Source organism: Vibrio sp. KMM 9700 (genome assembly GCF_058545285.1).
On the sequence record NZ_CM178589.1, the window covers coordinates 2,428,426 to 2,443,714 of the forward strand.

At 42.6% G+C, this 15,289-nt stretch carries 12 protein-coding genes; 7 read left to right on the plus strand and 5 right to left on the minus strand.

The features are described 5' to 3' along the window. The first annotated feature begins 55 nt into the window (after positions 1–55). Positions 56–1,969, plus strand: coding sequence for a DNA repair helicase YoaA (gene yoaA / locus AC2VOY_RS10810; protein ID WP_491831367.1), 1,914 nt, complete (start codon positions 56–58; stop codon positions 1,967–1,969). 204 nt (positions 1,970–2,173) lie between these two features. Further along, positions 2,174–2,920, plus strand: a complete 747-nt coding sequence (tsaB, locus tag AC2VOY_RS10815) for a tRNA (adenosine(37)-N6)-threonylcarbamoyltransferase complex dimerization subunit type 1 TsaB (protein ID WP_491831368.1) — start codon at positions 2,174–2,176, stop codon at positions 2,918–2,920. 103 nt (positions 2,921–3,023) lie between these two features. Here the strand turns inward: tsaB and AC2VOY_RS10820 are convergent, their stop codons facing one another. Further along, the gene (locus tag AC2VOY_RS10820) at positions 3,024–3,830 is read right to left on the minus strand and encodes a Cof-type HAD-IIB family hydrolase (RefSeq protein ID WP_491831369.1); all 807 of its coding nucleotides are present in this window, start codon (positions 3,828–3,830) and stop codon (positions 3,024–3,026) included. 165 nt (positions 3,831–3,995) lie between these two features. On the opposite strand from AC2VOY_RS10820, the gene AC2VOY_RS10825 reads away from it, so the two are divergent. The 4 genes from AC2VOY_RS10825 (at position 3,996) to AC2VOY_RS10840 (ending at position 7,794) form a co-directional block, all read left to right on the plus strand. Beyond that, positions 3,996–5,141: a glycerate kinase gene (locus tag AC2VOY_RS10825; protein ID WP_491831370.1), complete on the plus strand. Its 1,146-nt coding sequence runs from the start codon at positions 3,996–3,998 to the stop codon at positions 5,139–5,141. A 130-nt stretch (positions 5,142–5,271) separates the two neighbouring features. After that, on the plus strand, positions 5,272–6,705 hold the full coding sequence (locus tag AC2VOY_RS10830) for an ATP-binding protein (RefSeq protein ID WP_491831371.1): 1,434 nt from the start codon (positions 5,272–5,274) through the stop codon (positions 6,703–6,705). Between the two features lie 3 nt (positions 6,706–6,708). Continuing rightward, positions 6,709–7,434: a response regulator gene (locus tag AC2VOY_RS10835; RefSeq protein WP_491831372.1), complete on the plus strand. Its 726-nt coding sequence runs from the start codon at positions 6,709–6,711 to the stop codon at positions 7,432–7,434. 99 nt (positions 7,435–7,533) lie between these two features. Then, on the plus strand, positions 7,534–7,794 hold the full coding sequence (locus AC2VOY_RS10840; protein WP_491831373.1) for a hypothetical protein: 261 nt from the start codon (positions 7,534–7,536) through the stop codon (positions 7,792–7,794). A gap of 88 nt (positions 7,795–7,882) precedes the next feature. On the opposite strand, the gene AC2VOY_RS10845 is transcribed toward AC2VOY_RS10840, so the two are convergent. The 4 genes from AC2VOY_RS10845 to AC2VOY_RS10860 form a co-directional block, all read right to left on the minus strand. Then, positions 7,883–9,427 (minus strand): polysaccharide lyase 6 family protein, encoded by a 1,545-nt coding sequence (locus tag AC2VOY_RS10845; RefSeq protein ID WP_491831374.1) that lies wholly within the window; start codon positions 9,425–9,427, stop codon positions 7,883–7,885. Positions 9,428–9,481: 54 nt separating this feature from the next. Beyond that, positions 9,482–11,692: a DUF4962 domain-containing protein gene (locus tag AC2VOY_RS10850; RefSeq protein WP_491831375.1), complete on the minus strand. Its 2,211-nt coding sequence runs from the start codon at positions 11,690–11,692 to the stop codon at positions 9,482–9,484. Between the two features lie 10 nt (positions 11,693–11,702). Beyond that, positions 11,703–12,251: an acyltransferase gene (locus AC2VOY_RS10855; RefSeq protein WP_491831376.1), complete on the minus strand. Its 549-nt coding sequence runs from the start codon at positions 12,249–12,251 to the stop codon at positions 11,703–11,705. A 171-nt stretch (positions 12,252–12,422) separates the two neighbouring features. After that, positions 12,423–14,204, minus strand: coding sequence for a sodium:solute symporter family transporter (locus AC2VOY_RS10860; protein ID WP_491831377.1), 1,782 nt, complete (start codon positions 14,202–14,204; stop codon positions 12,423–12,425). A gap of 161 nt (positions 14,205–14,365) precedes the next feature. Here AC2VOY_RS10860 and AC2VOY_RS10865 point away from each other — a divergent pair, with 161 nt between their 5' ends. Then, positions 14,366–15,277 (plus strand): LysR family transcriptional regulator, encoded by a 912-nt coding sequence (locus AC2VOY_RS10865; protein WP_491831378.1) that lies wholly within the window; start codon positions 14,366–14,368, stop codon positions 15,275–15,277. Positions 15,278–15,289: the final 12 nt, after the last annotated feature.

The following is a 15,289-nucleotide window of genomic DNA, read 5'->3' on the forward strand; positions in this document are numbered from 1 at the left end:
CGTGTTGAATCAAGATGCACCCTTAACAAAAGCCCCTTAATAGAAGATATTCGTCATGATCAAAACTGCATTTTCCGAGCAAGGCGCCCTGAGCAAAGCCATTTCAGGGTTTAAGGCGCGTCAGCCGCAAGTGCAGATGGCCGAAGCTGTGGACGAATGCATTGTCAATCAAAGCCAATTGGTTGTGGAGGCAGGAACCGGCACGGGTAAAACCTTTGCTTATTTGGTGCCAGCTTTGCTGCGTGGTGAAAAAACCATGATAAGTACTGGTTCGAAAAACCTTCAAGAGCAGCTTTATCATCGCGATTTACCTTTAATGGTCAAAGCCTTAGATTATTTAGGCAAGATTGCATTACTTAAAGGGCGTGCGAACTATTTATGTATTGAAAGGCTTGAGCGCCAAATTGCAGAAAGTCACCATCATCAGAGTGACCCAACACTTTTATCTCAGCTAGTTAAGGTTCGTTCTTGGTCATCGAGCAGTCGAAGCGGTGATTTGGGCGAATGTGATGACTTGGCAGAAGATAGCCCTGCCATCCCCCTTGTGACTTCAACCAATGAAAACTGCTTAGGTAAAGATTGCCCACATTTTGACGACTGCTACGTTTTAAAAGCGCGTAAAAAAGCCCTTGATGCCGATATAGTCGTGGTCAACCATCATTTATTTTTTGCGGATATGGCAATGAAAGACACTGGCTTTGGCGAGTTATTGCCAGATGTGAAAGTGTTTATTTTTGATGAAGCGCACCAGTTGCCAGATATTGCCAGCCATTACTTTGGGCAATCCATTACCAGTCGTCAGTTTCAGTTTGTGGTGCGAGATATTTTGCTCAGTTATCGCACTGAAGTATCGGATATGCGTCAGTTAGAAAAAGCGGCGCATAAGCTTGAAACGGCGTATTTAGATTTAAACCTCGCTTTAGGCGCCCCCGGTTTTCGCGGCAATTGGCGGCAAGCGCTATCAAATCAAGCCATTGTGGAATCCATCACGCGCCTGCAAGATGCGCTCACTTTTGCCCGCGCGGTAGTTAAATTAGCTCTTGGCCGTAGCGAAGTGCTCGACAGCGTATTTGATAGATTATTACAGCTTAATCAGCAGCTTGAACGTATATGTGATACCAGTATTCCGGGCTATTCATATTGGTATGAAGCCAGTGGCCGTCACTTTGGTTTGCATATGACGCCATTATCGATTCAAGATAAATTTCAAGACCAAATGCAAAGCTTAGACGCCAGTTGGGTGTTTACCTCGGCAACCTTGAGCGTGAATGAAGATTTTTCTCACTTTACCAAGCGGTTAGGTTTAAAGCCAAGCGGGCAATTAACCTTAACTAGCCCGTTTGATTATCAATCCCAAGCTATGCTTTGCGTGCCTAGGTATTTGCCCGAAACCAATGATCCAAAACGGGCGCAGAACCTACTCAGCAAACTTATTCCCGTGATTGAGTCCAACCAAGGGCGCTGCTTTTTTCTTTGTACTTCGCATCAAATGATGAACCAAGTCAGTGAGCAATTAAAAGAGCGCATTGATCTGCCTGTTTTAACCCAAGGTGAAACTAATAAACAAAAGTTATTGCAGCAGTTTTTAAGCTTAGGCAATGCGGTACTGGTAGCAACGGGCGCATTTTGGGAAGGGGTGGATGTGCGTGGGCAAGCTTTATCCTGCGTCATCATTGATAAACTGCCGTTTAGCTCGCCAGATGATCCTTTGCTTAAAGCGCGGATTGAAGATTGCCAATTAAGTGGCGGCGAGCCGTTTTCAGATGTCCAATTACCGGATGCGGTGATCACTTTAAAGCAAGGTGTGGGGCGTTTGATCCGTGATACGGATGATCGTGGGGCGCTGATTTTGTGTGATAATCGTTTGGTGACGCGCGATTATGGCAAGGTGTTTTTGAACAGTCTACCAGATATGCCGCGGACGCGCTGTTTGGAAAATGTGACACTTTTTCTAGCCAGTTCCGACTAATTAATTTAGTATTCACCTTTGAATTTATCGAATCCTACACACATTGCTGATACTTGGATTGCGCCACAAAGACGCTCGCGCCATCCATGGTCGCTATGATTTGTACATCCTTGTACAAATAAATCTTTGCTCTGCAAACCCAAGCACCATCAATGCTCAGCATCTGTTGTAATTTTCAGTGTAGAAAAATATAAGAGAGAAACCATGTCCGCTAAAATTTTAGCCCTAGATACAGCAACAGAAAATTGCTCAGTCGCCCTCATCTTAGGTGATACCCTTTACACGCGCTCAGCGATTGCGCCAAGAGATCACACCAAGAAAATTTTACCTTTTGTGGATGAAGTTCTAAAGGAAGCAGGGATCAAACTGCAAGACCTAGACGCGATTGCATTTGGTCAAGGGCCGGGCAGTTTTACTGGCGTGCGCATTGGCATAGGTATTGCGCAAGGGTTAGCATTTGGCGCTGGTGTTCCTTTAATTGGTATTTCAACCTTAAAAGCGATGGCGCAAGCAGGTTTTCGTCTGCATCAAGCCGAGCAGGTTGCTGCGTCAATTGATGCGCGCATGAGCGAAGTCTATTGGGCGCAATATAGCCGCCAAGAAAACGGTGACTGGCAAGCCGCAGCGTTTGAAGTTACCACCGAAGATGGCACCTTGACGCAACAAGAAATGGTGATTGCGCCAAATGTATTGCTCGATTTAGCTCAAGCGCAAGATGCGCAACGCACGGATTGGCTACAAGCGGGGACAGGTTGGCAGACTTACGCCGATGAACTGGCAGGGCTGAGTATTCAAACCACGCCAAGTGATGTGCTTTATCCAGAAGCGCAAGACATGGCATTTTTAGCTCAGTTTGCATGGCAAAATGGAGAAGCTGTGGATGCAAGTCAAGCGCAACCAACCTACTTACGTGATAAAGTGACTTGGAAAAAACTGCCGGGTAAAGAGTAAGTTTTAATCACTTATTATGAATAGTGAAGACAAATAAGAGAAGCTGCGTGATGAATCTTGCGCAGCTTCTTTTTTTATCTATTTTTAGACGGCTGGTTTGAGTCTACGCTATTTTGGATGCAAGGATCTGATCAATCACATCCAAAACGCCTTGCTCATCATTGCTAGCAATAGTTTGTTTTGCAATAGATTTTACATTTTCATTGCCATTTCCCATAGCAAACGAGTGGCCAACATGAGCGAGCATTTCCGCATCATTGTTACTGTCGCCAAAGGCTGCGCAATCTTTTGCATCAATGCCCCAGATATCAAGCAAAGTTTGCACCCCATAAGCTTTGTTGACGCCCGGCACCATTAAATCGATAAAGCTAAAACCACTGGTGACAAACGTCAGCTCGCCATGAAGCGCCTGCTCTAAATTTGCAACCACTTGATTAATATCACGGCCTTCACGCACTTTAATCGAAAACTTGATGATAGGATCATTTAGATTCTCAAAGCTTTCCACTTGCTTTAAGCGGCGATAGTGATTACCAGCGGTAGCCATGAAAGGCGCAGAGGCATCCATAGGCGCATAAGCACTAGCAAGGCCACAGACGACAAAATCAATATCATCACGTTTTTGCAAGAGCGCGATGGAATCCATCACAGCCTCAGTTGGGATCTCATCATGAGAGACTTCTTGGCCTTGATTGACGATAAAAGTGCCGTTTTCGGCGACGAATGCGATTTCATCGGCAATTTCAGGGAAGTAATAGGCCAATTGGAAATATTGGTTCCCACTTGCGACCACAAACTTAATACCTTTTTCTTTCAGCGCTTGGTACTGCTTGGCAAATCTTTCTCTATCGTAATCTTTTTGATTGGATAAAAATGTGCCGTCCATATCGACAAAAATAGCTTTGATCATGGGAAAACCTTTTTACTAGACGAAAGGGATAAGATAAGTTGGTATCTTAATGAAGCCAAATTATATCAAAGCATTGAAAATATTTCAGTATTTCACCGTTATTGAGGAGAAGTGCTAACCTTCATATTAGTTCATTTAAAAAGTATTGGATTACAAGGAGCCTAAATGAATATTTTAATCGCACCAGACTCATTTAAAGAATCACTTAGTGCCAAAGAGGTTGGCGCATGTATCGAAAATGGATTTCGCGCCATTTACCCAGATTTAACCGCCAGCATAGTGCCGCTTGCTGATGGCGGTGAAGGCACAGTGGAAGTCTTATTGGACGGCCTTGATGGTGAAATGCAGCGCCTTGAGGTGACAGGGCCGTATGGCGAACAAGTTATGGCGCATTTTGCCTTATTAGATAAAGGGCGAACCGCTTTAATTGAAATTGCCGCCGCATCTGGCCTTGATTTAACCGAGCCAAATGCGCGCGATCCACGTATTGCGACCAGCTATGGCACGGGCGAGATCATCAAACATGTCCTTGATTTGGACGTCGATAAAATCATTTTAGGGCTTGGCGGTAGCGCAACCAATGATGGCGGCGCGGGGATTTTCCAAGCCTTAGGTGGCAAGCTGTATGATGCGAGTCAAAACGAATTAAGCGTTGGCGGCGCGCCATTGGCCTCACTTGCAAGCATTGATATAAGTGAGATTCATCCACGATGCCAAGCGGTAGAGTTTGTTTTAGCCTGCGATGTGTCTAATCCTCTGGTTGGGCCAAAAGGTGCGAGTTATATTTTTGGTAAACAAAAAGGCGCAGATCCAAGCATGATAGCGGAACTTGACGCTGCATTAAGTCATTTTGCCGATGTTTGCGCTCAAGTAACAGGAAAACAAACGCACCAAGCAACAAGTTTTGGCGCAGCTGGTGGCGCGCCCCAAGGTTTATCTCTCGCCTTTGATTTACAGATTAAGCCCGGCATTGATATGGTGCTGGATACTTTAAAAGTCGATCAAAAACTAGTCGGCGTTGATTTAGTTATCACAGGCGAAGGACAGATGGATAATCAAACCATTCATGGTAAAACGCCGTATGGGATCGCCAAACGCGCCAAAGACAAAGGCATTCCTGTGATTGGAATTGCCGGCTCACTGGGTGAAGAAGTCGATGATTTATATTCAAAAATTGACGCTGTCTTTGGAACAGTGCGCAGCCCGCAAGCCTTAACCCAAGTGTTGGCAGAAGCCGAAGCCAATTTAACTCGCACCGCGCGTAATATTGCAGCAAGTATCAAACTGGGACAAGGGTTAAACGTAAGCTAATTTAAACGTTATGAGACGCTTTGTGGAGAAATAAAGGAGTTTGAATTATTTACAAGCTCCTTTATTGGTTCATCATTGAAGACGCAGTAGTATAATGCATTCTTTTATACCCAAATGGCATTCGAGCAGTATGCGCAGCAGTATCTTCTTTAAACTCTTTATTTCTTTTTTAGCCATTAGCTTAATGCTTGTGGTTGGCATGACTTTATTTGTCAGTTATAACTTTAAAACCGGCTTTAATGATTATTTCAATCAGATTGAACAGCAGCAAGCTACCAAGATCGCTGCAAACCTATCTCAATATTATTCTGCTGACACTGGATGGGAGAGTCTCACAAAACACCCTGAAATTTTTAGCCGTGCGTTTGTAAAACTATCCATTCCGCCACCGCCTCCAGTTAAACCTTTTGGGCCAAATCCGGCGCCTCAATTACCAAAACAAGAAGATAAATATAATTTGCTACCACCGCTCAGTCATCGGATTAATTTTGTTGATGTGAATAAGCAGCCAATTTTACCTATGCGTCCACTTATCCATAATTCTGATATTTGGGTATTAAAAGATATTCCAGTCATGGTTGATGGCGAAGTGAAAGCTTGGTTAGTATTAAGTCAAAAAACCTACCTTGAAGGGGCGATCATTGAGCGTTTTTATGAGCAGCAGCAAGGTAATTTATTTTGGTGGCTCGCCTTTGCCGGTCTTATTTCCTTTGGAATTGCCTTTTTTATGGTTAGGCGTTTGTTCAGTCCACTCAAACAGTTAATTGAGGGAGCAAATACGTTAGCCAAAGGCCAGTATGATGTGAAATTTTATCATCAAAGCAAAGATGAGTTTTCTGATTTGTCTTATAGTTTGCAATCTCTTGCGCAAAGCTTGGCGAAAAATCAGCAGCAGCGTCAACAATGGATTTCAGATATTTCTCATGAATTGCGTACACCGGTTGCTGTGATGCGGAGTGAATTAGAAGCCATTCAAGATGGAATACGCGAGCCTAAACCAGAAAATATCGATTCTATGCACCAGCAAGTTTTAGGTTTAACTCGCTTGATTGATGATTTATACCAACTTTCAAAGCAAGATACAGCCACTTATCAGCTCAATTTAACCCAAGTCAATCTTGTTGATTTAATAAAAGATATCGCTCTTAGCTTTGAGGCTCGGATGAAAGAGGCCGGTTTAGCTATTTGCTTGGATTTTTCATCTAAGTCGCAAATGATCACAGCCGATCCACAGATGTTGGGGATTTTGATTTCGAATCTGCTTGAAAATAGTTTACGTTATACGGACGCACCGGGGCATATCACGATCAGTCTAACCGCATCACAAGAGTTTGTGATGTTAACAGCACAAGATTCCGCGCCAGGTGTTGCAGCAATACATTTACCTAAGTTATTTGATAGGCTTTATCGGGTCGATAAATCACGAAGTCGTCAATATGGCGGATCAGGACTTGGGCTTTCTATTTGTAAAAATATTGTGCAAATGCACCAAGGTGAAATTTTAGCTGCGCCATCAGATCTCGGTGGGATTGCAGTGCAAGTAAAATTGAAAAAAGGGTTATAAGTAATGGAAGCAAAGAAGATACTTATTGTTGAAGATGAACCAACGCTTGCACAAATTTTAAGCGAATATTTGATTCAATCAGGTTTTGATACACATATAGTTAACGATGGTGCCTTAGCGATAGATACCTTGAAAATCTATCAACCTGACTTGATGATTTTGGATTTAATGCTTCCCAATCGTGATGGCTTAGATATTTATCGTGAACTGAGACGCTTTAGTGACTTGCCTGTGATCATGGCGACAGCAAAAGTTGAAGAGATAGACCGTTTACTTGGCCTTGAGCTTGGCGCCGATGACTATATTTGTAAGCCTTATAGCACAAGAGAGTTAGTGGTTCGAGTCAAAAATATTTTGCGCCGTACAAGTAAAATTCACGCATCTGAAATGCAAGAATCAGCTGATGCAAAAATATCAAGAAATGAGATGAGTGCAGAAGGAATGCTCTTGATTAATCCTGAAATGATGCAAGTGAAATATAACAATAAAACGATCCATTTAACCCCAGCAGAATTTAAAATTTTGAGTGTTTTATTTGAGGCGAAAGAGCGGATATTTAGTCGTGACCGTTTAATGTCTTATATTTACCCCGATCATCGCGTGGTTTCCGATCGCACAATTGATAGTCATATCAAAAATTTACGCAAGAAGTTAATGGATGTATCCAAAGATCTTGATTGCATTAAATCTGTTTATGGCATGGGGTATAAATATAGCGAAGAAGTTTGAATAATTTTGTGAACATTGTTTTTATTTTCTTCATATTTCCTGCGTAATTGTCTTTTAGACTTAAGTTTCATGATTGAGATGTTTCAAAAGGACTAACAAATGAAAAAAATAAATCTTCTATCGGCTACACTGCTTGCATCTTTACTGGCATCACCTGTAGTGCTCGCTGATAGCAAGCCAGCAGGGCATCAAGGGCCACCACCAAAATTTGAAGATATGGATGCAAATGGTGACGGTGTTTTATCAGAAGATGAAGTGAAAGGGCCACTGGCTGAGCAATTTGACACGCTTGATGCTGACGGTGACGGCTATCTAAGTGAAGATGAAATGCCAGAGCCGCCTGCGCGTCCAAAAAAATAAGCCCTAATCATATTATTGAATCACTCCAAATAACAAAGCAGCCAAGGAAACTCTGGCTGCTTTTTTGTTATTGTTGATGAGGGATTAGTTATTTCACAATGAAATAATCAGGCCCAGCGGTATCTGCTGTAATAATTTCAAGTTTTGACACATCGGCGCCTACATTTTTTGCACTTTGGAAGCCATGAACCGTTTCCATTTTAGGCAATTGTGTGGAGTAATCGCCCACGTGTGTCGGTTCAATCACTTTGCCGAGGTAGATTTCATTTTTGTAAGTTGCATTGGTAATTGGCGTAATATCTGTTGCTTTCACTGCAACATTATTTTTATCTGCTGAATAGATAAGATTATTCATAAACTTAACCTCATCTGCGCCAAAGCTATTGCCTGCTACATTATCATCGAACATGCTGACACGATGAACTTGATCGCCATAGATGATGCCCCATTTATTACCTATTATGGAGTTATTTTCGATGGTGATATTTTTAGGTGTCCATTGCTTATTCAGCTCTTTGCCTTTTTTATCTGCAGCAAGTGCTTCATCTTTTGATGGATCTGTGATTCCGGTATTAATCACAATTGCAGCACGAACATCTGCATTGCCTTCAATCCCTTCATCACCACCAGCAGTTTGATTGATATAGTTATTTTTAATCACATGGTCTTCATCATAAATACGAATACCGCCTGTTAGGTTCTTATTTCCGCCAAGAATAATATTATTCTCAATATGGTTACCCTTACCATGACGCAGAGATATCAAGCCTTGAGATTCAAAAATGGTGTTGTTAGTGATTAAATTATCGCAAGATTTCACGGCAATTAGCTCTTGCTCACCATTCATATTAATCATTAGGTTATGACTAAACTTGGTTTCGGATGGGTATTGCGACATGGTGCTATAGCCAATTTGAATCGCTTCCCAACTGTTTGAGTTATAACGTGCAGCATCTTTATTCGCAAGCTCGTTATTTTTGTTCTTTTGCATATCTAAAAAGATATTATTTTCAACAAGATGTTTATCAGTAGTTTCATCTTTATCAAGCAGCATAAGCGCGCCACGCTTTTCTTTACCCTCGAATCTATTATTTGTAATTTTTGCTTCTTCACCAAATACACTTACCCAAATACGTTTTGGATATTCTTGTCTTTCTGCATCTGGCTGATAGTCATAACCATCATTAAAGTAGAAAAATGTCGAGTCTGTTAATTGGTTACGATCGCCATTAAAGACGACGCCACCAAATTTTGCCGCAGGGCCGCCTTCAGAAAAAACGAGTCCTTCTATTTGCGAATCATCACCATCAAGATTTATTTGCACCGAACCTGTTAGCCAAGCTTTACCTGCTTCTTGCGCTTTAATTTGCACCTTATCAGCTTTAACATGGATGATGCCTAAATTTGGATATTTACCCGCAGCAATCGTTACCACATCCCCTGACTTAGCCTCTTCCAATTGTTTTTTCAATGCTTGAACTTGCTCAGCAGATTGTGTTGCGACTTCTGAGCTTGAAACTTGATGCAGACGCTTACTAGATAACAAAGATTCACGCGATACATCTTGCAAATCTAATGCGTAGCTTGAGGTTGAACATAATAAAATGAGGCCTGCTAGGATTGTTTTTTTCATTGGATGTCCCTTGTTCACGTTATTGAAATTAGATTTTTATTTTTATGCTTAAAATTACTCAGCCAACGCCACTTCTTTGAGTGCTAAACTGCTCAGATCAAGCGCCAAGCTCTGAGATTTTGTTTCAATCAAAACTTGATTTGCTTCAAGCTTGGCTTGGATACCTTGTCCGCATAGCGCCACGACTTGATGGCTTTGCTTCGCTGGCAGAGGCCAATCAAGGTGCCAAATATCAGGACTCGCATCACTGATGATCTGCGCGACATTTTCTTGGCTCATTACCTCTTGCTCATAACCAAACTCAATGCTAGGTAGAACGCTTTGGCTGACAAGTTCAACTTGATATTCGCTCTTATCCGCTGCCAGTAATACTTTTTGACCCGAAAGACTTGGGTTAACGCCAGTATGCAAACGCCAGTTGACTGGCAAGGCAGAGGTTAATCTCATCTGATCAAACATGACCAAGCCATGCTCAGGGATAAACACAAGCGTGCGGACATACTGCTCACAATCGGCATAGCAAAGACTTAAATCAATACTAGTGATGAAACAACCTTGTGCTTCGAATTGCTTGATGATTTTTGCGCTGGTTTGCTCGCTATCTAGAATTTGACCTTGGTGATTGACCAAAGGCAAATTGTGCGCAAGGGTCGTACGCGTCCATTGGCTGTGGTGCCCACTACCAAAACGATAGCCATAACTACCGGTTGGGATAAGTAGCATCGCATCCTTATCAAACAGGGCAATATTACCTTGGTCGCCATGACGGTGTGAGCTATTGCCAAATGGACTCGCTCTAAAATACAAGCTTTGCGCGGCCGCTTGCGCTTTACCAAAGCCTGCAAACTCATACATCACATGGGATAAATCAGATGTCGTTTCAGAGCTTGGTATATTTGCAGCTGCTTGATGTTTAAAGCTAAGTTGCGCCTTGGTTGGGATCACATCTAAAAGATGCAGCGCATAGGTGTCAATTTTGGATTCAAGCAATTGGCTTGTCGCATTGGCCTTTTCATCGCCAAAACGCTCAGCATAAATACGCAATGGATTTTGCGCGAAGAAGCCCGGCCATTCATTGCCATCACGGCGACACCAAAAACCGTCGCCAAATGGGTGGATTTGATGGTCCGTTGCCACAAAGTCCATCGCAAACTTGGCATAGTTTTGATAGAACGGATGGTTATAAAATGAGAAACCGCTTAAACGCTCCACACTTAAAAAGAAAGGGTGGAACCATTTTGAATAAGATGATGAATAAAAAGGACCTTCCGCCCAACTGCCATCTTCACCACCATAAAATGGTAAGACGCCGCGATAAATCATCAGCGCATAATCAAGCCAACGTGCGCAGACGCTTTGGTCAAACTCTTTATGTAAACAAAGCGCTGCCACGCCAAGATAACCCGGCAAACGTGAAGTATGTGAGTGCCCAGGGTATTGATGAAATTCATCTTGTTGTAGACGCTCTTCAAGTTGATAGCCAATACGAATGAGCATCGGACGAATAAAGTCTTTTTCGCTATCACGTAATAATGGGCTGAGCCAGTGATAGGCAAGGAAAAGATTGCGCGACAAGGATAAGCCAACCTCATCCCCCCAAGTGCAAGGGCGTAATAAAGAGGCAGGGCCTTCAGGGCTCCAAGTCGCAAGACGCAGCAGTAATTCACAGGCTTTCTCGCCAGCGTCCTCTTCTTGCCAAATTTTATATAACAGACATAACGCCATAAGATCGCGGTCGATCCATTCACGCACATTAGTAATGGCAGTGCGCTTGCCTTCTTCTTCACCGCGGCGATAATGGCTTGGATAGGTGATCTTGTCGATATCAACTAATGCAGCTGTTTTTTTGAATCTGTCATAATGCTCTTGAGAAGCCGTTTGAATTTGCGCAATATCTTGATCAAAATACATTAAGAATTGATCTTGCTTGGCTGCTTGTGCAAACAATTCTTGCGAGCTTGGCGGCAGATAATCTTGGCTGGTTTCATCAATGCTAAATAGCATCCATTGCGACGTTTTGCCGGTTTGGTCAGTCAAGCGCCATTGATACTGACCTTTTTCTAGTTTGAAATTTGGCTGAAAAGGGGAAGCCACCGCTTCAAACTGCCATTTATTTGCGCCGTCTGTTTGCTCTATTTCTAGCAAATAAGTTTGGCTCATGCTTGGCTGAGGCCAGTTAAAGCTCGGTGGATTTGTCGCTAGCGGTTTATTATTGGCAGGCGAGGTGAAAAGTTGAAAATCATGAGTGCGATTTAAAGTAAGCATGCCAATTATCCTATTGTTTGTGAAACCAAATATACTCGCCAGTGGTTGGATCGATACGTCCTAATTGTTTGGCTGGTGTGCCGCCCATAATCCCGTGATCTGGTACATTTGAAGTCACCACAGAATTTGCGCAGATAAGCGCTGCACGTCCAACGGTAACCCCAGGCGTGATCACAACACCGGTTGCAAGCCAAACCCCATCACCAATCACGACTTTGCCTTTTATTGGGCAGCTGCGATCACTAAAGGTATCCGTTTCAGGGCTAAACAGGTGATTCGAACCAACGATTGAGACATGTGGGCCAATCAAGACATTTTCACCGATTGTGACATCGCCATTGACATAGCTATATAAACCTACATAAGACTTTTCACCAATTTGATTCTCACCAATGCGAACAATCGCGCCCGGTGCAATACGTACATCTTTGCCTGTGAAGCCTAAGATTTTTGCACGCGCAGTGTCATCTTCATAATTATTACTTTGAGTGGTATATAAGGTAAATTTGCGAAACTCTTCTTCTGAGAGTTCACCGCCAAATTTCTCTTGAACGGACATAACAACTCCAAAACTTTTGATAGGGGATTGATCTCACATCTGGTTTTTGTGCAGGTCTTAAGTACTCAAACCATGTGAACATGAGATCAAATTTTAATAATTTTTTGTATCCTTGAAGCTGCGCGATTAAGCATGGCAACTTCAAGGATCTTGACTTTATAAGGGGGAGGCTTAAGCCGCTTGGGTTTTTGCTCTGAGTTTTTTCACCCCTTGCTTAGCTGCGCGTAGGAGCAGATAACCAAGGCCGCCGATGATGCCTGCAATGATGATGAACAAGAAGCGTCCCCACATTGGGTTTGGTACAAGCGCTAAGCTTGCTAAGAACACAGATGCAATTAGTAACATCTTGCCTAACATGATGCGCTGTTGGTTATCCATCGCTAAGCTCATTTCAGTTTCTTCAACCACAACTTCTGTATCAATGTTAGTGAAGAATTTCTCAATTTCAGCCGCACGCTCAGGTGATGGCTCTTTGTAGAAGAATTGAGAACATACAAAGAATGGTAGCGTGATACACATATGACCGATAACGCCAAGGGTAACAGATTTCATTTCAGCAAACTCACGTGCGCTTAATGGAGCATCCAATCCAAGTACATTTTGAATGAGCTCAGGTGTCACACCAAAGGCGATAATGCCTGAAACAATCATACCCACGAGGATCGTACCCCAACCAGCCCAATCTGGTGTTTTGCGAATAAAGAAACACATGATTGATGGAATAAGCACAGGGAAGCCAACTAAAGTACCCACTAGCATCATGAGATCAAACAGACCATATTGCTTAAGTGAAGTTAAAAATAGTGCAGTTAAGATAATGATGATACCAAATACCGCTGTCAGGATTTTACTCATAGACATCAAATGTTTTTCAGAGTTATCTTTACAGAAATATGGTTCATACACACTTTTTAGGATGATACCTGCGTTACGGTTAAGCGCTGAGTCCATTGAAGACATGGTTGCCGCAAACATTGCAGCCAGCATTAAACCAACCATACCGACTGGCATTTCACGTTTCACGAACATATAGTAAGTCGCATCGGCAACTTTATCGCCTAAACCTTCAAGACCCCAAGTGCTAGTTTCTGGGTAGTTACCTGCCACAAACCAAGCAGGTAGGAACCACATTAAAGGACCTAAAATCATTAAGAAACAAGCAAGTAGCGCAGCTTTACGTGCGTTGCGAGTATCTTTTGATGCGATGAAACGATATGAATCCACCATATTGTTGGTGCTGAAGAATTGCTTGACGAAAATACAGATAAACCAACCGACAAATAGGTAAGCGTGGCTATAGCCTTCACCCATGAGTTGCTCTGTTGGCAGGCCAACTTCAAGAAGGTTGTTCACGCCACCTGATTTCCACACGGCTACTGCCGCAGCAATAAAGGTCATCACAGTGATAATGATCATTTGCATAAAGTCAGATGCGATAACCGCCCAGCTGCCACCAACCAATGACATAAAGAGTACCACTAAGCCTGCGCCGATAATGGTTTCATTGAGAGGGATACCGACCACTGCGCTGGTAAATACGGCTAGACCGTTTAGCCAAATCGCAGCTTGTAGCACACTTAGCGGAACGTTCGCCCAAGTGAAAACTTGCTCGTTGACTTTACCTAAACGCATGCGCGCACCTTGAAGTGGGCTAATCACACGCATTTGACGCGCTTTGGCAGCAAAGAAAAGGTAGTTTACAAAATAGCCAAGTGCGTTAGCGAAAAACACAATCGCCACCGACATCCCACTGGTGAGTGCTTTCCCCATTAGGCCGGTAAAGGTCATTGCACTGAGCGCCATCATAAAGGCACTTGAGCCAACCATCCACCACAGCATGCGGCCACCGCCACGGAAATATTCACTGGTATCACTTGCCGCTGAGCGGAAAACCCAGCCCAAGGCGATTAAAAATAAGAAGTAAACTAATACTACAATAATATCTATATCCATAGTGGGATCCTGTCTGTCGTAGGGTGTAGATTATAATTTTTATGCCGTAGACCCTTTAAAAAGGTAATCTTGCGACTTAACGCATGATTTAATTTAGGGTAAGTTGTAACAAAGTGGAAATAATATTAATGTATAAACATCATACAAAAGATGAATAGACCATGGAAAACAAACTTTTACGTAGTTTTATTGCTGTTGCGAAACACCAAAATTTCTCAGCTGCGGCCAAAGCCTTACACACAGTCCAGCCAACTATTTCGCGGCATATTTCAGATCTAGAATCCGAGTTAGGTGTGCAATTGGTAATGCGCACCACCCACAAGGTATCCTTAACAAAATCAGGTGAAATCCTACTTGATGAAGCGATTAAAATTTTAGAAAACGAAAAACGTGTCAAAGCTTTGTTGATTCAGGCAGATGCATCGTTGGCACTTGAGATCAAGATAGGTTATCTTGCCACGGCATGTTCTTTCTTTTTACCGGATATCGTTCATCAATATGCGCATACACATCGTAATGTTTCGCCGCATTTATATGAAATGACAGGGAAGCAGCAGCTTCAAGGGTTGTTGGAAGGGGAGTTAGATTTAGCCTTTTGTCGCTATCAAGAGGCCTTAGATAGCAAACTCTTTCATAAAGAAAAAGTCTATACGGATAGACTGGTTGCGATTTTGCCTAAAAATCATCCCTTGGCAAGCCAAAATGAAATCCATCTCGAGTCACTTGCGAATGAAAAATATATCTTATTTGAGCGCTCGCAATGGAAAGATATCTATGAGCAGATCACCTCTTTATGCAAGCAATCCGGCTTTAGCCCAAATGTGGTCGATCACCCAGATAATATGCGCCATTTAGTGACTTCAATTTCTTCAGGTTTAGGCGTGTCGATTGTACCAAGTTGCATCCAGTTTATCGCCAATGACTATTGTGTTTGCTTGCCTATTGCTGAGCTAGATACCAAAATCGATCTGTATTTGTATTACAGACATAATACGACGAATAAAGCACATATTCAGATGTTTATTGACTCATGTTTGGCGCAAAAAGAACAAATTCAAACCAGTTTAGTTTAATTGCTATACGGA